The sequence below is a fragment of the Nonomuraea sp. NPDC049421 genome (assembly GCF_040677005.1).
In the GTDB taxonomy this organism is placed as follows: Bacteria; Actinomycetota; Actinomycetes; order Streptosporangiales; family Streptosporangiaceae; genus Nonomuraea; species Nonomuraea salmonea.
The window spans coordinates 373,581-395,721 of record NZ_JBFAQA010000003.1; the positions used below are offsets into that span (position 1 = coordinate 373,581).

Genomic DNA, 22,141 nt, shown 5'->3' on the forward strand with positions numbered 1-22,141 from the left:
CTGGCAAACGGTGTCACACTTGGCTGCTGTATGCGACTTCCGCCCCACATCCTCGTGGTCAACGGCATCAAGGTCCGCCGGCCGGTCTTCCTGCTCGGAGCGCCGCATTCCGGTGCAGACCTGCTCGCCCGCGCCCTCAAACGGTCCCCCGGCTTCCACGTGACGATGGGCCGCGCGAGCGTGGCGCACGTGGTCTACGCCTTCGCCCGTAAGCCGTCGCTCGCCGCGACGCCCGGCTCCGTCCGCGTGCTGCGCGACGCGCTCGCCGAGTCGTGGCAGGTGCTGCCGCGCTCGTGCGGCGAGTGCGCCGAGCCGTGCAGGGACGCGGGCGGCGTCACCGGCGCGGGCCCGTGCGTCAGCGCCGCCGACGTCACCCGCTTCGGCGACGGCAGCCCCGACCTGCTCTACAGCGCTCCCGTGCTGCTGCGGGCGTTCCCCGACGCCCGGTTCGTGCAGCTCATCCGCGACGGCAGGGACGCCGTCGCCGGCATGCTGGCCGACCCCGCGTGCCTGGCCTGGTTCAAGCCGGCCATGCTGGCCGAGCGGACCGAGTTCCCCAGCGCGTTCCTCGGCGTCGCCAAGGAGGAGCACCTGGAGCGCTGGAAGGCCATGCCGGCGGCGGGCAAGAGCGCGCTGCGCTGGCGCGGCGCCGTCCGGGTCAGCGCCGAGCTGCGCCGCACCCTGCCCGAGACGCAACTGCTGACGCTGCGCTACGAGGAGCTGGTCGGCAGGCCGCGGCAGGCGGTCGCGACGCTCGCGGAGTTCCTGGAGACGCGCGTGTCCAAGGTCGTCATGTACGACCCCGCCGTCCCGAAGGTCGGCGCCTGGCGCACCGCCCTGGCCCGCGACGACCTGGAGCTGGTGGAAAAGGTCGCCGCCAAGGAACTCACCCGCCTCGGCTACCTGCCCGCCTGACCCCAGAAGCGTCAGGCGGCCGGGTTGCTGTCGGAGGAACTGCTGAACTGGGTGCGGTAGAGCTCGGCGTAGAGGCCGCCGCGGGCCAGCAGCGCCTCGTGCCTGCCCCGCTCGGCGATGCGGCCGTCCTGGACGACGAGGATCTTGTCGGCCTCCCTGATCGTGGACAGCCGGTGCGCGATCACCAGCGAGGTGCGGCCTTCGAGCGCGGTCTTCAGCGCCACCTGCACCGCCGCCTCCGACTCGGAGTCGAGGTGCGCGGTGGCCTCGTCGAGCACGACCACGCGCGGCGCCTTGAGCAGCAGCCTGGCCAGCGCGAGCCGCTGCTTCTCGCCGCCCGACAGCCGGTAGCCGCGATCGCCCACCACGGTCTCCAGCCCGTCGGGCAGGCCGGTGACCAGGTCGGCGATCTGGGCCGCCCGCAGCGCCTCCCACATCTCCGCCTCGCTCGCCTCGGGCTTGGCGTAGCGCAGGTTGGCCCCGATCGTGTCGTGGAAGAGGTGGGGGTCCTGCATCACCACACCCACGGTGTCGCGCAGCGAGGCGAGCGTGGCGTCGCGTACGTCGAGGCCGTTGACGCGTACGGCGCCCTCGTCGACGTCGTAGAGCCGCGACACCAGCGAGGTGATCGTGGTCTTGCCCGCCCCGCTCGGCCCGACGAGCGCGATGAGCCGCCCGGGCTCGGCGGTGAACGACACGCCCTTGAGCACCGGGTGCGAGGGCCCGGTGTCCTGCCCGGCCACCGACTCCAGCGAGGCCAGCGAGACGTCCTCGGCGGCCGGGTAGCGGAAGTGCACGTCGTCGAACTCGATGGTGACCGGCCCGCCCGGCACCGGCACGGCTCCGGGCCGCTCGGCCACCATGGGCTTGAGGTCGAGGATCTCGAAGACGCGGTCGAAGCTGACCAGCGCGGTCATCACGTCGACGTGCACGTTGGACAGCGAGGTCAGCGGGCCGTAGAGGCGCATCAGCAGCGCGGCCAGCGCCACCAGCGTGCCGAGCTCGAACGCGCCGGAGACGGACAGCACGCCGCCGATGCCGTAGACCAGGGCCGTGGCGAGGGCGGCGATGAGGCCGAGCGCGACGCGGAAGACCGTGCCGTACATGGCGACGGTGACGCCCACGTCGCGCACCCTGGCGGCCCTGCCGCCGAACATGGCGGCGTCGTCCTCGGGGCGGCCGTAGAGCTTGGCGACCGTGGCGCCTGCCACGTTGAAGCGCTCGGTGGTGACCGAGCTCATCTCGGCGTCGAGCTGCATCTGCTCGCGGGTCAGCGCCGACATGCGGCGGCCGACGTATTTCGCGGGCACGATGAAGATCGGCAGCAGCACCAGCGCGACCAGCGTCACCTGCCACGACAGCGCCAGCATCGCGCCCAGCACCAGGATCAGGCTGACCACGTTGGCGACGACCGAGGACAGGGTGCTGGTCAGCGCGCGCTGAGCACCGATCACGTCGGTGTTGAGCCGGCTGACCAGCGCGCCGGTCTGGGCGCGCATGAAGAACGCCACCGGCATGCGCTGCACGTGGTCGAACACCTCGGTGCGCAGGTCGTAGATGAGGCCCTCGCCGATGCGGGCGGAGAACCACCGCTGCACCAGCGTCAGCCCGGCGTCGACGAGCGCGAGCGCGGCGATCGCCACCGCCAGCCAGATGACCACGCCGGTGCGCTGGACGAGGATGCCGTCGTCGATGATCGCCTTCATCAGCAGCGGATTGGCCACCACGATGACCGCGCCGGCCACGACGAGCAGCAGGAACGCGACGATCTGCCGGGTGTAGGGGCGGGCGTAGCCGGCGATGCGCCGCGCGATGCCGGGACGCAGCCGCTGCTTGGTGACCGAGCCGTCGCGCCGCAAGGACGCCCACACCTGGGGCCCGAAGCCGCCACCCATCATCGCCATCCGGCAGATCCCTCCTCCGTCGCCGGAGACAGCGCTCCGGCGGCGCCCGGAGATTCCCCGCTCAGCTCACCGCGAAACCAGCCCCCGAAAGCCACCCCCGAAACCCGGGCCTCCGCCCGACCCTTTCGACGGTTCCAAACCCGGACGGGTCGCCGTGAACCGGGGCTGATCGCCGCTCTGCGTGCCGCTGAGCGCCCGTGACGGCCTCGCCGGACCCATCAGCCACCCCGCCTCCTCAGAACGCCTCACAACGGCTCAGAGCGCGCCGGGGCGCCGTCGTCCCGCCGAGCGGCGCACGTCAGCGGGACGACCCTGATCTCCGGCTCAGCCGGCACTGATCCCCGACTCAGCCGGACCCCACCCCGATCGCGGGTCCGGCTCCCGAGCCTGCTTCAGCCGAAGAGCGCCTTGATGCGTGCGGCCTGTTCGATGCCCTCGGCCACACTCTGCTCCTCCAGGGTGCGGTGGCTCGCGCCCTGGAGGAGCCTTTTCGTCGCCGCGGCGGCGTCCCTGTTGGTGGACAGCAGCTGGGCGATCTTGTCCTGTACCGCTTGCTCCAGGTCGCCACGGGCGACCACTTGCTCCGCGAGCCCGATGCGCATGGCCTCGTCGGCGTGCACGGTCCTGGCGGTCAGGCAGATGTCGATGGCCTTGGCCAGGCCGACCAGGTCGACCAGGGGCTTCGTCCCGGTCAGGTCGGGCACCAGTCCCAGTGCGGACTCTTTCATGCAGAACGCGACATCCTCGGCCACGATCCGGAGGTCGCAGGAGAGCGCGAGCTGGAACCCCGCGCCGATCGCGTGCCCCTGCACCGCCGCGATGGAGACGATCTCCGGGCGGCGCAACCACAGGAACCCCGCTTGGGCCTGCCTGATGCGCTGCTCGAAGCCGGCGTCGCCGATCTTGGCCGCCGTACTGAACGAGCCCTGTCCGGGAACCCCCTCAGGTGTGAACATTCGCAGGTCGATGCCTGCCGAGAAGGACGGTCCCTCACCTTTCACGACGACGACGCGCACCTGCTCGGGCAGGCTCTCGCCGATGCGAGCCAGTGCCGACCATGTCGCGAACGTCTGTGCGTTGCGCTTGTCCGGCCGGGCCAGCGTGATCGTCGCTATCTCACCGTCCACCTCGTAGCGGACTCCGTCATCCGCCGCAGCGGAGCCGTCATCCGCATTCCCCCCGCGCTGTCGCGCCTGCGCTTCCGCCATCGCCCGCTCCCTCCGCCTCCGGAATGCCGGAATGCTGACCGTCGCGCCCGAGCCTACAGAATATGATTCTGGCTCGGGCGCGACGCCGGCTGACTTGGGACGGGCGGCTGCGGTCGCACGTTCCGAGGCGGCCGTCAGCGCTTGGACTTGCCTCGGGTCGCCCCTCCGCGCCCGCGCAGAGTCACGCCGGACTCGCTCAGGATGCGGTGGATGAACCCGTAGGACCGACCGGTCGAAGCGGCCAGGGCGCGGATGCTCTCACCCGCGGCGTAGCGCTTCTTGAGATCGCCGGCCAGTTTTTCCCGGTCGGCCCCGGTGACCCGGGTGCCCTTCTTCAGTGTCTCGGCCACGAGTACCTCCTGTAGTGCCGGACTTCCGCAGCGTTACTCCGCCATGATCAGTCATTTCAGCGGGATCGGCTACCTACTCCACGGGAAAAGATCCGTACCCACTCAAATTAAGATCAGGCGAGTGCCACAAGATCGGAAAATTCGTCGCTCCATGCGTCTTCAGTTCCGTCAGGTAGCAAGATCACCCTATCCGGTGACAGGGCGTCAACGGCACCCTCGTCGTGCGTGACTAGGACGATTGCTCCTGAATACGACCTCAGAGCATTGAGAACCTGCTCGCGGCTGACAGGATCGAGGTTGTTCGTGGGCTCGTCGAGAAGCAGGACATTAGCGCTGGAGAGCACCAAGATCGCAAGTGCGAGACGGGTCTTCTCGCCACCGGACAACACCCCGGCGGGCTTGTCGACGTCGTCTCCGGTGAACAGGAACGACCCGAGCACCTTGCGCAACTCGGTGTCGGTGAACTCGCCACCGGCCGAACGCATGTTCTCCAATAGCGTACGGTCGGCGTCAAGGGTCTCGTGTTCCTGGGCGTAATAACCGATCTTGAGCCCGTGCCCCGGCTTGATCCCCCCGGTGTCGGGCTCTTCCAGGCCGCCCAGCAGGCGCAGCAGCGTGGTCTTGCCCGCGCCGTTCAGGCCCAGGATGACGACCCTGTGACCTCGGTCGATGGCCACGTCGACGTCGGTGAAGACCTCCAGCGACCCGTACGACTTCGACAGCCCCTGCGCCATCAGCGGGGTGCGCCCGCACGGCTGCGGCTCGGGGAAGCGCAGCTTGGCCACCTTGTCGTTCTTGCGCTCCTCCTCGGTGCCCGCGAGCAGCCGGTGCGCGCGGCGCATCATGTCCTGCGCCGCCTTGGCCTTGGTGGCCTTGGCACGCATCTTGTCGGCCTGCGCGAGCAGCGCGCCCGCCTGTTTCTCGGCGTTGGCGCGCTCGCGCTTCCTGCGCTTCTCGTCGGTCTCGCGCTGGGCGAGGTAGGCCGTCCAGCCGACGTTGTAGTGATCGATCGCGGCCCGGTTGGCGTCGAGATGGAGGACCTTGTTGACCGTGGCTTCAAGAAGGCCGACGTCGTGACTGATGATCACCAAGCCACCTTGATGACTGCGCAAAAAATCACGAAGCCACCCGATTGAGTCCGCATCTAGGTGGTTTGTCGGCTCGTCGAGAAGGAGAGTTTCCGCCCCGCTGAAAAGAATTCGCGCCAATTCCACCCGGCGCCGCTGACCGCCGGAAAGCGTTTGCAGCGGCTGCCCGAGCACGCGGTCGGGCAGACCGAGGCTGGAGGCGATGGAGGCCGCCTCCGACTCGGCCGCGTAACCGCCGAGCACGTGCATCTGATCTTCGAGCCGCCCGTAGCGGCGCACGGCCTTCTCCCTGGTGCGGTCGTCGGCGGAGGACATGCCCAGCTCCGCCTCGCGCAGCTCGCGGATGACCTCGTCGAGGCCGCGCGCCGACAGGATGCGGTCGCGGGCCAGCACCTGCAGGTCACCGGTGCGCGGGTCCTGGGGGAGGTAGCCCACGCTGCCGGTGCGCGTCACCGTGCCTGCGGCGGGCAGCCCCTCGCCCGCCAGCACCTTGGTCAGCGTGGTCTTGCCCGCGCCGTTGCGGCCGACGAGCCCGATCTTGTCACCGGGGTTGACCCGGAAGGAGGCTTTCTCGATGAGCAGGCGCGCGCCCGCGCGCAGTTCGATATCATTGGCGATGATCATGTGACCGGACACTCCCGAGCTAGGAAACGAGGATTGGGCGTGCGACGCCGGTCAATCGGGAGTATGCATACCGATCAGTGTAGAGCCCCCAGCAGGGGCTCCACCTCTGCTATTTCTCCGGCAGGTGCTCCCCTATCAGGGCCAGGTTGTGGATCGCGGCCAGGCCGTACTGCGCCGCGCTGTTGGTGCCGACGAACGCCGCCTCGCGCACCGCGTGCGGCACCCGCGGGCCGTCCACCGTCGTCAGCGCCCACTCCTTCTGCTCGGTCAGCGGGTTGTCGTTGAGCTGGTCGCCCTCGCCGGTGAAGAACTTGCGCCACGCCAGAGCGGCGAGCCCCGCGTCCCCCGTGCGCGCCGCCGCGTACGCGGTGAGCCTGCTGTGCGCCTCGATCAGCGAGATCCCGGTCAGCGGCCGGCCCACCTCCGCCTCCTGCTGCTCGGGGGTGGCGAGGTAGAGGCGGCAGTACTCCAGCCAGGCCGCCTCGAAGCCGGGCACGTCCAGGCCGAGCCCGATCAGCTCGGCGCAGATCTCCGGCAGCCCGAACAGCGACGACAGGTGCGAGATCGAGATCTGGTCGCGCGAGGTGTCGAAGCGGCCGGTCTCCAGGTCCAGCCGGCCCTCCCCGGTCAGGAAGCGGCGCGGCATCGCGGCGATGTCGGCCATGGTGCCGAGCAGCCGGTCGCGGGCGCGTTCGTCGCCGTGCCGCTCCCAGCGGGTGAGCCAGGCGGCGGCGAGCGCGCCCCAATCGGTGCCGAGCCCGACCGACAGGGCGGAAGGATCGGGCGTGTAGACGTCGTCGCGTACCTTGCGCAGCGGGTCCACGGCGAGGAACGTACGCTCGGGCGCGCTCTGCTCGTCCAGCAGGTCGCCGGTGCGCTCGTCGGCGGTCAGGTAGTAGTGGAAGCGCCGGTAGGCGGCGTTGGAGATGCGCACCTGCTTGCAGCTGCAGCCCCAGTGCTGCACGTTGTGCCTGCTGCCCATGCCCTGCCACCTGCCGAGGTGGTAGACGTCCACCTCGCCGGTGTGGCGGGTCATCGCCTCGGCGAAGCGGAAGACGTCGGCCCTTCCCGTGCGCAGATACTGCAGCCAGAGCCACAGGTCGGGCGACAGCTCGGAGTTGTCCCAGGCGTAGCCGCCCACGTCGTAGCGCCAGGTGTGCCGGTCGGCGTCGTAGGTGTGCATGACGTCGCCGTAGTCCCAGAAGCCGTACCAGCGGCGCTGCTCGCGTTCTCGGGCGTACAGGTCGAACAGGAAGTCCAGGCGGTCCTCGATGGCGGCGCGGGCGGGGGTGGAGCGGTCGGGCAGCTCCCAGACGCCGAACACGCCCGCCGCGCGGATCCGCTCGGGGCTCGCGGTCAGCAGTCCTGGCTCGTTCATCGCGGCGGCGTGCGCGGCCAGCTCGCCGGCGGCCGGCGTGCTCTCGTGGAAGCGCAGGCTCAGCTCATGCGTACGCGCGATGCCCCGCGGGTCACCGAACCCCGGCTCGTAGTCCTCGTACGTGACCTCCAGCCCTTCGAGCTGCTCGGCGAAGGTGTCCTGGCCCATGCCGTCGTGGTAGAAGCGCAGGTCCATGGCCGGGGCGGAGGGCGACCAGAGCCAGACGGTGGCGGTGGCGAGATCGGTGGCGGCGTTCCTGACGTCGAGGCGGGTGGGGTGCAGGCGCCAGAAGTCGCGCAGCCCGAAGCCGAGGCCGCCGCTCACCCCGCCGGCGTAGCCGTAGCCGGCTGAGCGCGTCCCCGACGGGATCGTCACCCATGCGTGGCCGTCCTTGGTGCGTTTGCGCAGCGTGTAGCCGTCGGCCGAGCCCTGGTCGAGGGTGTAGTCGCTCCAGGTGGGGATGAGGTGCAGCCGGGTGGCGACCCCGGGGGCGAGCGGCCCGGCGGGGCGGCCCTCGACCTGGTTGCGGCGGGCCGCCTCGCCCGGGTCGACGCGCAGGCCGGTGAGCCCGCGTACCGCCTCGGTGAGGAAGCCCGTGGCGCCGGCCAGGCGGACGTGCCGGTCGTGCGGCTCGTCGCGCATGACCACGCCGGCGCGCACCCCGAGCCCGGCCAGGAAGTCGCGGTCGGGGTCGCGGTCCCAGACGAAGGTGTGCATCAGCCGTACGTGCTCGGCGCCGGCGTGGAAGTAGAGCCGCACGGTGAACGGCAGCCGGTCGCCGTGCCTGCCCTCCAGCCGTACGACCGCGCGCACCGGCCCGTCCTGCTCGACGGTGACGCTCTCGACGACGCCGTCCGCGCGCTCGCGGGCCACGTGGCCGCCCTCGTCGGGCGTCGGCTCGCGCTGGCGCAGGCTGACCAGGCGCACGTCCCTCGCGATCTCGCGGCCCGCGCGCGTGACCGACCTGGCCAGCGTGCCGCCGCCGATGCGCCAGGTGATCACGCCGGTGCTCACCACCAGCTCGCGGCCCTCGCGGGCGACCGTGACGGGCGTCGCGGGGGCGGCCGGCTCGCGTCCGGGCTCCAGCCGGTACGCCTCCGCGTGGGGCCCCGCCCCGATCGTGTGCGCCGACCACTTGACCGAGCCGTCCGGCCAGGTGGCGGTCACCCAGCTCTGCACCGGCACCGCACGCCCCTCGGCGTCGGCCAGCGCGAACGGCGTGCCGGACGCGACCGCGCCGCGCGGCCACGGCACCCCCCAGGTCGTTCCCTGGTCGCCGGGCCGGTCCAGCCAGCGCAGCTCGGTCATGTGAAGTCCTTCCCTTCCCTCATTCCTTGACCGACCCGATCAGCACGCCCTTGACGAAGTGCTTCTGCAGGAACGGGTAGAAGCACAGGATCGGCAGCGTGGCGATGACCACGACGGCGAACTTCAGCCCCTGCGTGGGGAAGAACACCGACTCGAGGGCCGACAGCGCGTTCTGCGCGTCCGCGCCGGTGAGCTGGCGGACCAGCACCTGCAGCGTCCACTTGCTGGAGTCGTCGATGTAGAGCAGCGGCGACATGTAGTCGTTCCAGATGCCCACGGCGTAGAACAGCGAGAACGTCGCGATGATCGGCTTCGACAGCGGCAGCACGATCCTGAAGAAGACGCCCATCTCGGTGCAGCCGTCGATGCGCGCCGCCTCCTCCAGCGCCTCCGGCAGCTCCTGGAAGAAGCTCTTGACGATGAGCAGGTAGAACGGGTTGATCGCGAGCGGCAGGATCAGCGCCCAGTAGCTGTTGAGCAGGCCCAGGTCGCGGACCACCAGATAGGTCGGGATGATGCCGCCGCTGAACACCACCGTGAAGATCACCAGGTTGAGCGCCAGCGCCCGGCCCGGCAGGTAGCGCTTGGCCAGCGGGTACGCCATGGTCAGCGTCAGCATGAGCTGCACGACCGTGCCGACGAGCGTCACCCCGACCGTCGTCAGCAGCGCCCTGATGAAGACGTCGGTGGCGAAGATGTACTCATAGGTGCTGGTGACGAACTTGTGCGGCCACAGGAAGAACGTCCGCGAGGCGATCTCCGACTCCGAGGCGAACGAGCCGGCGAGGACGTACAGCAGCGGCAGGAGCGTGATCAGGCCCAGCCCGGTCAGCACGATGATGTTGATCGCGTCGAAGATCCGGCTGCCCGTGGAGCGGTACTGGTTGACGGACATGCGGCGCTCCTAGAACAGGCCCCGCTGGCCGAGGCGCTTGGCCAGCCAGTTGGAACCGAAGATCAGCAGGACTCCCGCCACGCCCTTGAACAGGCCGACGGCCGTGGCGTAGCTGTACGCGCCCTGGTTGATGCCCACGTAGTAGACGAAGGTGTCGAAGACGTCGGCCGTGGCGCGGTTGAGGTTGTTGGTCATGAGCCAGATCTGCTCGAAGCTCATGTCGAGCAGGTTTCCCGACATGAGGATGGCCATGACGACGATGGTCGGGCGGATGGCGGGCAGCGTGACGTGCCAGAGCTGCCGCCAGCGGCCGGCGCCGTCCATCCTGGCCGCCTCGTACAGATCGTGGTTCACGCCCGCGAGCGCCGCCAGGTAGATGATCGTCGTCCACCCGGTCGTCTTCCACAGCGTCTGCAGGATGATGACGGGCCTGAACCACTCGGGCTGCGCCACGTAGTCGACCTTGGTGCCGCCGACCAGTTCATGAATCCAGCCGGCGATCACGCCGTAGTCCACCGAGAACAGGATGTACGTCAGCGACGCGACGATCGTCCACGACAGGAAGTGCGGGATGTAGATCAGCGACTGCACCGAGCGCTTGAGGATGTTGATCCGCAGCTCGTTCAGCATCAGAGCGACGATGATCGGCGCGGGGAAGACGAAGATGATGTTCAGCAGCGCCAGGAACAGCGTGTTGTACATCAGGCGGTTGAAGTCCGGCCCCGTGAACAGGTTCACGAAGTGCTTGAAACCCACCCACTCGCTGCCGTTGTAGCCCAGGAACGGGATGAAGTCCTGGAAGGCGATCTGCAGGCCGCGCATCGGGACGTACTTGAAGACCAGGAAGTACGCCAGCCCGGGAACGAGCATCAGGTACAACCATCGGAACCGCCACAGCCGGCGGGCCACGCCGGGCGGGCTCCCGGGCGTCCTGGCCGTCTTGACCGGTGGCGTCGCCAGGTCGGTGGCCACTCGGCCTCCTTTCCATGGGAGGGGCCCGGCCGGGCCCCTCCCTGCTTGCGTCACTGGCCGAGCTTGGAGACCAGGTCCTGGATCTCTTGGGCGATCTGCGTGCCGCCGCTGTCGTACCAGCGCTTGATCTCGGCCTTGAGCTCGTCCTCGGTGATCTGGCCCGCGAGGTACTTGATCCGGGCGTCGGTGACGATCGGGTTGAGCGTCGCGCCCTTCTCCACCGCCGTCGGCGAGACCACCGGGGCGCTGACGTCCCACACGGCCGTCTTCAGGTCCTCCTCGACGCGCTTCGCGCGCTCCTCGAGGTCCTTGCGGTACGGCTCCTCCGGCGGCACCCGCGGGTAGGCGACGCCGCCGACGCCCGTGCTGGCCTGCGTGCCGAGCTGGATGAACGCCTTGTCCACGTCGTCCTGGAGCTGCTTGACCTTGGGGTCGTCCTGGTTGATGAGCACGGCCACGCCGTTCTCGACCTTGAAGTTGCGGCCCTCGATGCCGTTGGACAGCAGCACCTGGCCTTCCTTGGTGGCCAGCTTGTCCAGCGTGGTGAGCAGCTGGTCCAGCTGGGCCTCGGTGCGGATGCGCTGCTTGGAGACGGCCAGCACGTCCTTGTAGCCGGTGAACGGCAGCGAGAACTTCTTGCCGTCGGGGCGGGCCAGGTTGCCGACCGTCAGGACCTTGTCGCCGTACGTCTCGGGGTCCTGCTCCTTGAGCAGATCGAGCAGCTGCGTCGTGCGTACGTCGACGTCGATGATGATGCCGCCCTTGCCCTGGACGAACGGGTCGTTCCACTTGGCGGTGTCGAGGGTGTTCCAGTCGGGGTTGACCAGGCCCTCGTCGATCATCTTCTTCATGAAGCGGTTCGCCTCGAAGAACTCGGGCACGTCGAACTCCGGCACGATCTTGCCGTCGCGCTCGCCCCAGTTGTTCGGCGCGCCGAACCAGACGTCCATCACGTTGAACGGGCTGGAGGCGGAGAACGTGACGCCCGGCCACTTCGGGATGATGAGGCCGTAGGTGTCGTCCTTGCCGTTGCCGTCCGGATCCTTCTTGGTGAACGCCTCGGCGATCTCGTAGAGGTCGTCCGTGGTCTTGGGCGCCTCCAGGCCGACCTTCTTCAGCCAGTCCTTGCGGATCATCACCGCGGAGCGGAGCTGCGGCCTGATGCGGTAGATGCCGTACACCTTGCCGTTGATCGAGGAGTTCAGCAGGACCTTGGGGTCACCGACGAGGTTCGGGTAGTTCTTGATCTTCTCGGTGAGGTCCCAGAACGCCCCGGCCTCCGCCGCCTTGCCGAACGCCGGCGACTTCGGATCGACCACCATGACGTCGGGCAGGTTGTCCGAGGCCAGGGTGACGTTGACCTTCTCCGAGTACTCGGCGTTCGGCACCCAGGTGACCTTGATCTTCTTGCCCAGGAACTTCTCGACCGCCTGGTGCAGCTCACCCTGGGGGTCGGGGGCGGTGCCGAACAGCTGCGTCATGAACGTGATCGTGCCGTCGTCCGCCTGGCCTTCACCGCCGCCGGCGCCGGTGCCGGAGCACGCGGAGGCCACCAGGGCGGTTGTTAGCGCTAACGCTCCAGCGAGGAGGCGACTACGGGATGCGCTCATGGGTTTCCTTCCGAATGCAGACGCGCCTCGTTCTCCTCGAAGAAGCGCAGGCAGAGCCAGGTGTTGACAGAGATCCACGCGCCGATGCTGACCAGGGGCGCCAGGACGGGCAGCTGCGAGGTCGCGTAGACGATCGCCCACAGCGTGAACATCAGCAGCACGGTGGAGGCCGGCCGGGTCAGCGCGAGCAGCGACGCCTTCGGGATGTACGCCCACAGCGGCAGCTCGTAGTGCGTGTAGAGCGGGCCGACGTAGGCCCCGACGGCGCCCAGCGCCAGCAGCGCCACGAACGTCGTGACCCGCAGCGCGCCCGCGTCCTGGCCGAGGACGGAGAAGTACAGGTAGTTGCCGACCAGGACGACGGCGAGTACCGCCGCCGGCAGGACGAGCAGCGAGCCGCGGACGAACTCCCGCCGGTAGGCGGCCCAGAATTCGGCCCACGCCTGAAACGATTCATTCCTGGCATGCCGCCGGGCCAGCGTGTACGCGGCCACGGTGGCGGGCCCGATCCCGAGCACCACGCCTCCCGCCAGAGTGAAGACGAGCCACATCAGGTTGAGCTGCACCACCCAGATGAGCTCTGAGCAGGCAGCTTGGATCCTGATCGACATGGCGGGATGGTTCATCCGGCACCACCTTCTCGTGGCACGTGCACGAATGCGGGGGTGGAGTGTTGCACCGTGGTTCCTGCCCAGTTACAAGGTAGTGAACGGCGGTTGGTGCGAAATTAGTGTTGAATCGACTCAAAGTCAATGACACAAACATCCGACATTTCCGAACCCCACCCAGAAGCCCTCCTTCGACCAGCCCGAACCCCCCAAACCAACACCCCCTGAGACCAAATCGTTGATTCCCGCCCGCAAGACCACTAGGACCGCCCCCCAAAGCCACCACCCACGACTCCGCCCCCAGATCTCCTGAAGACCTCCGCCCCACCACCGCCCACAACCCGCACAACCAGCCACAACGCCACGGCCGAAAGGCACCGACGCGCTCCACGGGAGAGCCCTGGTGCCCGGGCACAAGCCAGAGCCCGCACACGGGGCGCGAGAGACCCGCGGGGGCGCAGACGCGCAGTGCGCACGAGGCACAGATACGAGGCACGAGGCATGAGGCACGAAGGGCGGGCACGAAGGGCGGGCTCCGCACATGCGGGCTCCGCACAGCATGCGCAGCGCAACCGGGCGCCACGCAGCCGGGTGCCGGCCATCCTCCCAGTCCTCCGCCCTCCCTGAGGGCGGGTCAGGTGGGGCGGTGGGGGGCGGTGGAGTCGCGGATGACGAGGTCGGGCTGGAAGATGACCTGGCGGTGGCGGTGTTCCTCGGGCTCCGAGACCTCCTCCAGGAGCAGGTCTATGGCGGTGCGGCCGAGCAGTTCGCGGGGCTGTCTGACCGAGGAGAGGGGGACGGCGGCCGCGGCGGCGAAGTCGATGTCGTCGTAGCCGATGATGGCCATGTCGGCCGGCACCCGCAGCCCGTTCGAGGCCATGGCCTGCAGAAAGCCGAGCGCCATCATGTCGTTGGCGCAGAAGGCGGCGGTGGGGCGTTCGGAGGGGGGCAGGGCGGCGACGCGTTCGCCGATGGCCCGCCCCTCCGCCACGGTGAGGGTCGGCGAGGTGGCGGTGAGCAGCTCGACGGCCCCGCCGGCGGCGGCCACGGCGCTGGTCACGCCGGCCTGCCGGTCGGCCACCTGTTTGATGCTCGGCGGCCCGCCGACGAAGACGATGCGCCGGTGCCCGCGTTCGATGAGGTGGGCGCCGGCGATCTGGCCGCCGAGCCGGTCGTCCACGGCCACCGAGCATTGCAGCCCGGTGGCGGGACTGTCGACGAGCACGACGGGCGTGCCGCGGGCGACGAGCTCTTCGAGCCAGGGCGGCTCGGCCTCGACGGGCGTGATGAGGACGCCCATCACCCGCTGCTGTTCGAGCTGGTCGAGGTGGCGGCGTTCGCGGCCGGAGTCGCCGGCGCTGTTGCAGAGCACCACCATCGTGTCGTGGTCGTCGGCGACCGCCTCGGCGCCGGTGGCGACGTCCACGAAGAACGGGTTGGCGACGTCGAGGACGACCAGCCCGACCGTACGGCTGCGGCCCGCCCGCAGGTGGCGGGCCACCTCGTTGCGGACGAACCCGAGTTTCTTGATCGCTTCGAAGACGCGTTCGCGGGTGGCCGGGGACACGATCTCGGGGCGGTTGAGCACATTGCTCACCGTGCCGACCGAGACGCGCGCCAGCTGCGCGACCTCCTTGATGTTCGTGGTCGCCATCGATCCTCACGAGGCCGTGCTGCTGAAGGTGCGGGTGCGCCTCCTGGGTGCCCGCCTGACGCGGCGCACCTGCGGAAGGCGTGACCCGGTGTCGTCCGGTGCGCCGCAGAACGCGGTTCACCGAGAACTCGGCTCATCATAGCGGCAAACTATTGAATCGTCTCAAGAGCTTCCCGCTCACGAGTTCGGGACGCCTGACCTCATGCCGTCGAGCATCAGCCCCAGGTACCGCCCGGGATCGGCGGCCACGGGCGCCGGAAGGTGGCCGGGGTGGCAGGTGAAGACGTTCAGGAGGTGGACGAGGTCGTCCACGCCGACGTCCGCCCGCATCGAGCCGTCGGCCTGCGCCCGGCGTACGAGGTGGTCGAGCCGCTCCACCCACTCCTCCCGTGCCCGCCTGAACTCGGCCCGCCCCACGATCACCTCGTCGGGCAGGTCGGCGAGCGCCGTGGACAGCGCGGTGCGCCCCGGCTCGGAGGCCCACGAGACGAAGGCGCGGATCGCGCTCCACGCGTCGCCGTGCTCTGCCGTGGCGGTGTCGAGCGCCTCGGTCATCGTGTGCACGTAGTGCTCGCCGATGGCCGCGATCAGGGCGTGGCGGTCGGGGAAGCGCCGGTAGAGGGTGCCGACGCCGACGCCCGCGCGCCGGGCGATGACCTCCATGGGGACGTTGACGCCGCGCTCCGCGATGGCCTCGGCGGCGGCTGTGACGATCTTGCCGAGGTTCCGTCTTGCGTCGGCGCGCACGTACCGGCTCCTAAGTGGACGATTCGATTCCGCATAGTGTACCGTCCGGTCAACCGGAATACGACTTTCCGCTTATGGAGGTGTGCTCTTGACCGGTGCCACCGGGTCCATCGGGCGTGCCGTGGGCGATCCTGCGGCCGACCGGCTTCATGCAGAACCTCCCGTACGACTTCGCGGACGGCGTCATGCACGGCTCGTACGGCACCGCCCCCGTCAACTACATCGACGCCCGCAACGTCGCCGACACCGCCGCCTGCTCACCGCTCCCGTCGGCCCCGGCCGCGACCACCTGCTGACCGGCCCCTAATCACTGCCGCACGTGAGGATCGCCGAGGAGATCGGCCGCGTCCTGGGCCGCCCGTACCGCTACGCGGACCTCCCCGTCCCCGAGATGGCCGCCCACCTCGAAACCCCCACCTACCTCACCGACCACATCCCCGCCTTCAGCCGTTGAGAGGTCACCCCGGATCCACCACGCGGATCCGTACCGCCCTGAACTGCGCGGGCGTCTCCCGCAGCACCGCCAGCCGCGGATCCGGCACCACCAGGAACGGCTCCCGCTCCAGGGCCAGCAGCGGGGCGAGCCGCCGGTCCTGCCGCAGCGCGTCCACGGCCCGCCTGTCGCCGCCGAACACCACCCCGTCCAGCTCCTCCAGGTACGGCGTCAGCACCCGCACCGCCGTCTCCACGGCGTCGTCGTACACCCGCGCCGCCTGGTTGGCCCGCCGCCTGGCGTAGCGCTGCTGCGACCATCCCCCGGCCGCCGTACGCCCCTGCACCAGCCGCGACCCCACCTTGGACACCACCAGCTCGTCCCCATGGAAGACCCCGGCCGCGTACCCACCGAGCCGCACCAGGAACACCCCGACCCGCCGCGCGGCCCGCGCGTGCGTGACCAGCCGAGTGACGTGCGGCGGCCCAGGCGGCACCAAGGGCGGAAAAGGCACCTGGAACTCGGCCAGCGCCCCATCGTCGGCCACCAGCCGGACGACGCGGCCATCACCACTCGCCGAGAAGGGCCCATGGCGCCCGGCGAACCCGTCGATCCACGGGTGCAGGCGCTCCGGCGGCACGCAGACCCACCGGCCGCCGCCCTTCGCCGGACGCCCGCCCATGCCGCGAACCCTACCGAACAACCCCACCCCCTCGACCACCCCACCCAGAGCGGCGCGAGACGCCGACTCATGGAACGATCCCTCTCACCCGCGAGAACTTAAGGGACGGCAGCCCGCTCCCCCACCCACGGGCACGTCAGGGACGGTCACCGGCTCCCCCACGAGAACCCCAGACATGGACGCCGCCTCCCCACCCCCAGAAACTCCTAGGACGGACGCCGCCTCCCCCACCCCCGAGAACCTCAACCGAAATGCCGGTGAATTCTCCTTTCCTGCTCTTCTGGCGGAAGCTGCGAAAGGACCACCATTCCTTACGTGTCCTCCCTGCTCACCAGCCCCTTGGTGGATCTCGACACCGGGGCCGTCATCGCGCACCCCGCCGTCGTGGACCCCTCCGGCGTCCTGCGCGCCACGCCGCTGCCCATGGTGCTGGAGCTGCCGATCGGGGTGGTGCTGTCGGGCGCGGGCGCGCTGGCCCCGCTGCACGAGGCGCTGCGGCGGGCGGGACGGCATCCGCGCGAGGCGATCCTCCTCCTCACCGGTACGTGCCGCGAACAGGACCGGCCGCTGCTGAAGGTGGGCATCGACGGGCTGCGGTCGATCGGCTACCTGCTGGGCTTCGCGGACATGGGCGTGGCGGGCCCGAGCCTCGACCTGGTGGCCGGCGCGGCCCCGTACCTGCTGGCCCTGGACCCCGAGGTGGTGGCGCGCGTCCCGGGCGACCACCGGGCGACGGCGGTGGCGCGGGCGGTGGTCACGCTGGCACGCGGCATCGGCGCCCACGTCATGGCGCCCGGCGTGGAACGGGAGCAGCAGGCGGCGGTGATGCGCGGGCTGGGCGTCCGCCTCGCACACGGCCCGCTGCTCGCTCCAGGCCCGGACGGCAAGGTACGTGTCCCGCTGCCGATCACCGACGAGCCGCCCGCCTCAGCGATGCTCGGCCCCCGCGTCCAGGAGCTGCTGCTGCCCGCCGTGACGCTGCCCGCCGAGGCCAAGGCGGAGGAGGCGGTGGCCGCCTTCGGCCACGAGCCGACGATCACCAGCGTGATCCTGGTGGACGAGTTCCAGCGCCCGACGGGCAGCCTCGACCGCAGCCGCTTCCTGCTCTCGATCGCCGCCCGTTACGGCCACGCCCTGCACGGCTCCAAACCGGCCCACCGCCTGGCCGACCCCCCGCGTACGGTCCCCCGCACGACGCCGGCCGTCGCCGCCATGCAAGCCGCCGGCCGCGACGCAGCCCGCGTCTACGACGACCTGGTGGTAACGGACGAACTGAACCGCTGCCTGGGCATCGTCCGCATCTCAGACCTGATCAAAGAGCTGACAACCAGAACCTGACCACCGCCCAGTGGCCAGGGAGCCAAAGGATGGGGCCAGGGGGCCAGAAGCCGGAGGCCGGGCAGCCGAGGGCCATGGGGCCAGAGCCACCGGGCCAAAGGCCAGGGGTCCAAAGGCCGGGGGCCGGGGGCCGGGGGCCGGGCGGCAGGGCGGGTGTTAGAGCCAGCCCTGCGTCCGGGCGCGTTGGACGGCTTCGATGCGGTTGCGGGTGTGGGTTTTCTGGATGGCGGACGACAGGTAGTTGCGGACGGTGCCCTCCGACAGGTGCAGGCGTGCGGCGATGTCCGCGATCGTGGCGCCGTCGGCCGCCGCACTCAGGACGTCGCGCTCGCGTCCCGACAGCGGGTTGGGCCCCGTGCTGAGCGCAGCCGCCGCCAGAGCGGGGTCGATGAGGCGCTCCCCCGCGTGGACCCGCCGGATGGCCGCCGCCAGCTCTCTGGCCGGGCTGTCCTTGACGAGGAAGGCCACCGCGCCGGCCTCCATGGCGGTGCGCAGGTAGCCGGGCCGGCCGAAGGTGGTGAGGATCATCACCCGGCAGCGGGCACGTCGCGACCGATGGCGCGGCAGGCGGCGAGCCCGTCGGTGCGGGGCATCTCGATGTCGAGCAGCGCCACGTCAGGCCGGACGGCGGTGGCGACGGCCAGCGCCTCGTCGCCGTCCGCGGCCTCGCCGACGACCTCGATGTCGGGTTCGAGGCCCAGCAGGGAGGCCAGCGCCCCGCGCACCATGCCCTGGTCTTCGGCCAGGAGGACTCTGATCATGCGTACTCCACTGCGGGAACCAGCACCCTGAGCCGGTGGTCGCCGGCCGTGACCGTGCCGTTCGCGCCGGTCACCCGCTCGGTGAGCCCGCGAAGGCCGCTGCCCATCGCGTACGGCCCGCCGCCGCCGTCCCCGTCGTCCACGATCTCCAGCACGGCGCCGGACTCCGAGACGGTCACGGTGATCTCGCACCGGGTGGCGTGCGCGTGGCGGACGACGTTGGTGACGCCCTCGCGCACGCTCCACCCGAACAGCTCGTCGAGCACGCCCGGCGGCGGCCCGCCGACGACGCGCACCTCGGCCGCGACCCCGGCGGCCGCCAGCACCGCGCGGGCGCTGTCGAGCTCCTCGGCGAGGCTGCGCTGCCGGTAGCCGGTGACCGCCTCGCGCACCTCGGTCAGCGCCTTCCTGGCGACGGACTCGATGTCGGCGATCTCCTGGCGCGCCCGGGGCGACTCCTCGGCCAGCCGCCCGGCCAGTTCGCTCTTGAGCACGATCAGCGACAGGCTGTGGCCGAGCAGGTCGTGCAGGTCGCGGGCGATGCGCAGGCGTTCCTCGGTGGCGGCGAGCCTGGCCACCTCGTCCTGGGCGAGGCGCAGCCGGTGGCTCAGCGCGCGGGTGTTGCGCACGCTGATGAACAGCACCCCGAGCGTCACCACCTGGACGGCGAGCACGGCGATGGTGTCCCAGTCGTCGCGATGCAGCAGGCCGCCGCCGATGACGACCAGCAGGCTGAGGACCATGCCGATCAGCGCGTGGGCGGGCCGGAGAGCGAAGGCGTACAGGACGACGGTGTAGACCGGCAGGCACAGCCAGGCTCCGCCGAAGGCGAGCGCGGCGGTCACGCCGAGCACGCTGACCAGCGCGAACAGCGGGTAGATGAAGCGGCCCAGACTGAGCCTGCCCGGGGAGCTCGCGACGACGAGGATGTAGGCGCCGACGTACGTCACCAGCAGCAGGCAGGCCCAGACCGCCTTCGTCCCGGTGAAGGCGCCGGTCACGATGTCGGCGACGGGGAAGAGGAGGTAGACCATGCCGACGGAGACACCGACCAGTCGCCTGGCGGGCGACCCGTTCTCGTCGGGGCCGTCGAAGCTGATCCGGTCGGCGAAGCTCATGCCCGTACGGTAGCCCGCCGGTAGAGGACGACCGCGAGCGAGCCCAGCACCACCGCCCACCCGGCGACGACCAGCACGTCCGTCATGGCGACACCGTTCCCGGCGGCCAGGCTCCAGCCGAGGCTCGCGTAGTGGAAGGAGGGCGTCAGCTCGGCCACGGTCTTCATGGTGGCGCCGAAGACCTCCGGCGGGAACCAGAGGCCTCCCGCGATGGCCAGCGCGAACATGCAGATCATCGCGACGGGCTGGGCGGCGTCGGCGGTCAGCGCCGACCCGATGGCCAGCCCGAGCGCCACGAACGGCGCCGCGCCCAGCCACAGGGCCAGCAGCAGCACCAGCCACCTGCCGGGCGGCAGCGACACGCCCTGCTGCACGATCGCGACCAGGCTGACCAGCACGAGCGCGGGCAGCACGAGCGTCATCGCGGTCACGAGCCTGGCGGCGATGACGGCGGAGCCGGGCAGCGGGGTGATCTGGAGCTGGCGCAGCCAGCCGGACTGCCGTTCGGTGGCCAGCGGCACGGCGGAGCTCATCGTGGACGATGCGAGCGCCCCGTAGGCGGCCATCGACACCATGAGCAGGACGCTGTACTTGACGCCGCCCGCGTCGGTGTCCTGGCCGTAGACGTCGGCGTTGATCACGTACAGCAGTACGGGGAAGGCCACGACGAAGACGAAGTAGCGCCTGTTGCGCAGCATGCGCAGGATGTCGGCCTTGGCGAAGGCGAGCATCAGGATTCCCGGGTGAGCTGGAGGAAGGCGGCCTCGAGGTCGGCGCCGGCCAGCCGGACGCCGCGCACGTCGAGCGCGGTACCCCGGTAGAGGGCGTCGAGGGTGGCGTCGGGGTCGGAGGTGTGCAGGGTGGCCATGCCGTCCAGGATCTCGACGGCGCTGACGCCGGGCAGCCGGTCGAGCCCCGCCGCCGGCTGGTCGCCGAGGTCGAAGCTGACGGCGCTGCCTCCGGCGCCGGCCTTGATCTGGGCGGCGGTGCCGTCGGCGGCCAGCCGGCCGCGCGCGATGACGATCACCCGGTCGGAGTGCTCGTCGGCCTCCTCCAGGTAGTGGGTGGCGAACACGACGGTACGTCCACCTGCGGCGTAGTCGTGCATGCCGGCCCAGAAGCGCAGCCTGGACTCGACGTCCATGGCGGCGGTGGGCTCGTCGAGCAGCAGGATCTTCGGCGCCCCGGCGATCGCGAGGGCGAACCTGACCCGCTGCGCCTGCCCGCCGGACAGCTTGCCCGCCCGCCGCCCGGCCAGGCTCGTCAGGTCGGCCAGCTCCAGGACGTCGGCCAGGTCGAGGGGCCGGGGGTAGAGGCGGCGGACGAGGTCGACGAGCTCCTTGACGGTCAGCTCGGGGATGAGGGCGCCGTCCTGGAGCATGGCGCCCATCTCCCCCTCCCTGACCGCCTCGGCGGGAGCGCGCCCGTGCACCGCCACCGTGCCCGCGGTGGGCAGGAGGAGGCCGAGCAGCAGGTTGATGGAGGTGGACTTGCCGGCCCCGTTGGGGCCGAGCAGCGCGACCGTCGAGCCCGGCTCGACGGACAGCGACAGGTCGTCGACGGCGAGCACGTCCCCGTAGTGCTTGCTGACGTGGTCGAACACGATGGCGTTCATGCAGGGAACGCTACGGGCGTGGCCGGTGGGGACGGCAGTGCGTTCCCTCCGGCCTTCGCCGTGACATTTGTCAGATCAGAGGCGGCAGGCGTAGATGTCGGTGACCAGGATGGCCCGCGCGCCGATGTCCCAGAGCTGGTCCATCACCTGCTGGTGGCCCTTGCGGCGGACCATGGCCCGCACGGCGACCCAGCCCTCGCGGTGCAGCGGCGAGACCGTCGGCCCCTCCATGCCGGGAGTGAGCGCGATGGCCTCCTCGATGCGCTCGGCGCGGATGTCGTAGTCCATCATCACGAAGTCGCGGGCGTGCACGACGCCCTGGAAGCGGCGGACGAGCTGGCCCGCGCCGGGCGACTCCGGCGCGCCCTGCCGCTTGATGAGCACGGCCTCGGAGCGCATGATCGGCTCGCCGAACACCTCGAGCCCGACGTTGCGCAGCGTGGTGCCGGTCTCGACGACGTCGGCGATGGCGTCGGCGACACCGAGCCTGATGGCGGTCTCGACGGCGCCGTCGAGCTTGATGACCCGGGCGTCGACGCCCTGGTCGGACAGGTATTTGTCGAGCAGGCCGGGATAGGCGGTGGCGATGCGGCGGCCGTCGAGGTCGGCGACCGAGGTCATCGCCCCCGAGGCGGCGGCCAGCCGGAAGGTGGAGCCGCCGAAGCCGAGCGGCATGATCTCCTCGACCGGCGCGCCGGAGTCGATCAGCATGTCGCGGCCGGTGATGCCGACGTCGAGGGTGCCTTCGCCGACGTAGACGGCGATGTCTCTGGGACGCAGGAAGAACAGCTCGCAGCCGTTGGCCTCGTCGACGACGACGAGCTCCTTGCTGTCTCTGCGCGACCGGTAGCCGGCCTCTTTGAGCATGCTCTGGGCGCCCTCGCTGAGCGCGCCCTTGTTCGGTACTGCCAGACGCAGCATGTCAGGTCCTTA

At 70.4% G+C, this 22,141-nt stretch carries 20 protein-coding genes and 1 pseudogene; 4 read left to right on the forward strand and 17 right to left on the reverse strand.

The annotated features are described in order from the left end of the window. The first annotated feature begins 30 nt into the window (after positions 1-30). Positions 31-915, forward strand: a complete 885-nt coding sequence (locus AB0K18_RS07780; protein ID WP_364911368.1) for a sulfotransferase — start codon at positions 31-33, stop codon at positions 913-915. 11 nt (positions 916-926) lie between these two features. Here AB0K18_RS07780 and AB0K18_RS07785 read toward each other — a convergent pair whose 3' ends face one another. From AB0K18_RS07785 to AB0K18_RS07835, 11 genes are all read right to left on the reverse strand, one after another. Beyond that, the gene (locus AB0K18_RS07785) at positions 927-2,819 is read right to left on the reverse strand and encodes an ABC transporter ATP-binding protein (RefSeq protein ID WP_364911371.1); all 1,893 of its coding nucleotides are present in this window, start codon (positions 2,817-2,819) and stop codon (positions 927-929) included. A 392-nt stretch (positions 2,820-3,211) separates the two neighbouring features. Further along, positions 3,212-4,027: an enoyl-CoA hydratase/isomerase family protein gene (locus tag AB0K18_RS07790; protein WP_364911374.1), complete on the reverse strand. Its 816-nt coding sequence runs from the start codon at positions 4,025-4,027 to the stop codon at positions 3,212-3,214. Positions 4,028-4,161: 134 nt separating this feature from the next. After that, a complete protein-coding gene (locus tag AB0K18_RS07795; RefSeq protein ID WP_020547488.1) occupies positions 4,162-4,377 on the reverse strand; it encodes a helix-turn-helix domain-containing protein in 216 nt (71 codons plus the stop codon). A 113-nt stretch (positions 4,378-4,490) separates the two neighbouring features. Next, entirely contained in the window at positions 4,491-6,089 is a 1,599-nt protein-coding gene (gene abc-f / locus AB0K18_RS07800) for a ribosomal protection-like ABC-F family protein (protein WP_364911377.1), read from the reverse strand. Between the two features lie 109 nt (positions 6,090-6,198). Further along, positions 6,199-8,775, reverse strand: coding sequence for a Tat pathway signal sequence domain protein (locus tag AB0K18_RS07805; RefSeq protein WP_364911381.1), 2,577 nt, complete (start codon positions 8,773-8,775; stop codon positions 6,199-6,201). Between the two features lie 19 nt (positions 8,776-8,794). Beyond that, on the reverse strand, positions 8,795-9,670 hold the full coding sequence (locus AB0K18_RS07810) for a carbohydrate ABC transporter permease (RefSeq protein WP_364911384.1): 876 nt from the start codon (positions 9,668-9,670) through the stop codon (positions 8,795-8,797). A 9-nt stretch (positions 9,671-9,679) separates the two neighbouring features. After that, on the reverse strand, positions 9,680-10,642 hold the full coding sequence (locus tag AB0K18_RS07815; protein ID WP_364911387.1) for an ABC transporter permease subunit: 963 nt from the start codon (positions 10,640-10,642) through the stop codon (positions 9,680-9,682). 50 nt (positions 10,643-10,692) lie between these two features. Then, the gene (locus AB0K18_RS07820; RefSeq protein ID WP_364911390.1) at positions 10,693-12,195 is read right to left on the reverse strand and encodes an extracellular solute-binding protein; all 1,503 of its coding nucleotides are present in this window, start codon (positions 12,193-12,195) and stop codon (positions 10,693-10,695) included. Positions 12,196-12,248: 53 nt separating this feature from the next. Continuing rightward, positions 12,249-12,878, reverse strand: coding sequence for a DUF624 domain-containing protein (locus AB0K18_RS07825; RefSeq protein ID WP_364911393.1), 630 nt, complete (start codon positions 12,876-12,878; stop codon positions 12,249-12,251). Between the two features lie 616 nt (positions 12,879-13,494). Beyond that, on the reverse strand, positions 13,495-14,514 hold the full coding sequence (locus tag AB0K18_RS07830) for a LacI family DNA-binding transcriptional regulator (RefSeq protein WP_364911396.1): 1,020 nt from the start codon (positions 14,512-14,514) through the stop codon (positions 13,495-13,497). A 177-nt stretch (positions 14,515-14,691) separates the two neighbouring features. Continuing rightward, complete coding sequence (locus tag AB0K18_RS07835; RefSeq protein WP_364911399.1) at positions 14,692-15,261, reverse strand: TetR/AcrR family transcriptional regulator; 570 nt, start codon at positions 15,259-15,261, stop codon at positions 14,692-14,694. Between the two features lie 95 nt (positions 15,262-15,356). Here AB0K18_RS07835 and AB0K18_RS07840 point away from each other — a divergent pair, with 95 nt between their 5' ends. Both AB0K18_RS07840 and AB0K18_RS07845 read left to right on the forward strand, forming a co-directional pair. Continuing rightward, the gene (locus tag AB0K18_RS07840) at positions 15,357-15,557 is read left to right on the forward strand and encodes a hypothetical protein (protein ID WP_364911402.1); all 201 of its coding nucleotides are present in this window, start codon (positions 15,357-15,359) and stop codon (positions 15,555-15,557) included. A 23-nt stretch (positions 15,558-15,580) separates the two neighbouring features. Then, a complete protein-coding gene (locus AB0K18_RS07845) occupies positions 15,581-15,715 on the forward strand; it encodes a hypothetical protein (RefSeq protein ID WP_364911405.1) in 135 nt (44 codons plus the stop codon). A 4-nt stretch (positions 15,716-15,719) separates the two neighbouring features. Here the strand turns inward: AB0K18_RS07845 and AB0K18_RS07850 are convergent, their stop codons facing one another. After that, a complete protein-coding gene (locus AB0K18_RS07850; protein ID WP_364911408.1) occupies positions 15,720-16,376 on the reverse strand; it encodes an acVLRF1 family peptidyl-tRNA hydrolase in 657 nt (218 codons plus the stop codon). A 315-nt stretch (positions 16,377-16,691) separates the two neighbouring features. Here AB0K18_RS07850 and AB0K18_RS07855 point away from each other — a divergent pair, with 315 nt between their 5' ends. After that, positions 16,692-17,714 carry an EAL domain-containing protein gene (locus AB0K18_RS07855; RefSeq protein WP_364911411.1) on the forward strand — a complete coding sequence of 341 codons (1,023 nt, stop codon included), beginning with the start codon at positions 16,692-16,694 and terminating at the stop codon, positions 17,712-17,714. A gap of 156 nt (positions 17,715-17,870) precedes the next feature. Here AB0K18_RS07855 and AB0K18_RS07860 read toward each other — a convergent pair. From AB0K18_RS07860 to hisG, 5 genes and pseudogenes are all read right to left on the reverse strand, one after another. Beyond that, positions 17,871-18,475, reverse strand: a pseudogene (locus AB0K18_RS07860) (response regulator transcription factor). After that, positions 18,472-19,593 carry a histidine kinase gene (locus tag AB0K18_RS07865; RefSeq protein ID WP_364911414.1) on the reverse strand — a complete coding sequence of 374 codons (1,122 nt, stop codon included), beginning with the start codon at positions 19,591-19,593 and terminating at the stop codon, positions 18,472-18,474. Before AB0K18_RS07865 ends, AB0K18_RS07860 begins: the two are co-directional and overlap by 4 nt. Next, entirely contained in the window at positions 19,590-20,324 is a 735-nt protein-coding gene (locus tag AB0K18_RS07870; RefSeq protein WP_364911417.1) for an ABC transporter permease, read from the reverse strand. The genes AB0K18_RS07865 and AB0K18_RS07870 overlap by 4 nt, the downstream gene beginning before the upstream one ends. Beyond that, the gene (locus AB0K18_RS07875) at positions 20,324-21,208 is read right to left on the reverse strand and encodes an ABC transporter ATP-binding protein (RefSeq protein ID WP_364911420.1); all 885 of its coding nucleotides are present in this window, start codon (positions 21,206-21,208) and stop codon (positions 20,324-20,326) included. Before AB0K18_RS07875 ends, AB0K18_RS07870 begins: the two co-directional genes overlap by 1 nt. 75 nt (positions 21,209-21,283) lie before the next feature. Beyond that, entirely contained in the window at positions 21,284-22,129 is an 846-nt protein-coding gene (gene hisG / locus AB0K18_RS07880; RefSeq protein ID WP_364911422.1) for an ATP phosphoribosyltransferase, read from the reverse strand. Positions 22,130-22,141: the final 12 nt, after the last annotated feature.

Coding starts and splice junctions, on each gene's coding strand:
- AB0K18_RS07805 (WP_364911381.1), bottom strand. CDS start 8,775: ATGACCGAGCTGCGCTGGCTGGACCGGCCCGGCGACCAGGGAACGACC.
- AB0K18_RS07825 (WP_364911393.1), bottom strand. CDS start 12,878: ATGAACCATCCCGCCATGTCGATCAGGATCCAAGCTGCCTGCTCAGAG.
- AB0K18_RS07785 (WP_364911371.1), bottom strand. CDS start 2,819: ATGGCGATGATGGGTGGCGGCTTCGGGCCCCAGGTGTGGGCGTCCTTG.
- AB0K18_RS07810 (WP_364911384.1), bottom strand. CDS start 9,670: ATGTCCGTCAACCAGTACCGCTCCACGGGCAGCCGGATCTTCGACGCG.
- AB0K18_RS07780 (WP_364911368.1), top strand. CDS start 31: ATGCGACTTCCGCCCCACATCCTCGTGGTCAACGGCATCAAGGTCCGC.
- AB0K18_RS07850 (WP_364911408.1), bottom strand. CDS start 16,376: ATGGGCGGGCGTCCGGCGAAGGGCGGCGGCCGGTGGGTCTGCGTGCCG.
- AB0K18_RS07865 (WP_364911414.1), bottom strand. CDS start 19,593: ATGAGCTTCGCCGACCGGATCAGCTTCGACGGCCCCGACGAGAACGGG.
- AB0K18_RS07830 (WP_364911396.1), bottom strand. CDS start 14,514: ATGGCGACCACGAACATCAAGGAGGTCGCGCAGCTGGCGCGCGTCTCG.
- abc-f (WP_364911377.1), bottom strand. CDS start 6,089: ATGATCATCGCCAATGATATCGAACTGCGCGCGGGCGCGCGCCTGCTC.
- AB0K18_RS07870 (WP_364911417.1), bottom strand. CDS start 20,324: ATGCTCGCCTTCGCCAAGGCCGACATCCTGCGCATGCTGCGCAACAGG.
- AB0K18_RS07875 (WP_364911420.1), bottom strand. CDS start 21,208: ATGAACGCCATCGTGTTCGACCACGTCAGCAAGCACTACGGGGACGTG.
- hisG (WP_364911422.1), bottom strand. CDS start 22,129: ATGCTGCGTCTGGCAGTACCGAACAAGGGCGCGCTCAGCGAGGGCGCC.
- AB0K18_RS07790 (WP_364911374.1), bottom strand. CDS start 4,027: ATGGCGGAAGCGCAGGCGCGACAGCGCGGGGGGAATGCGGATGACGGC.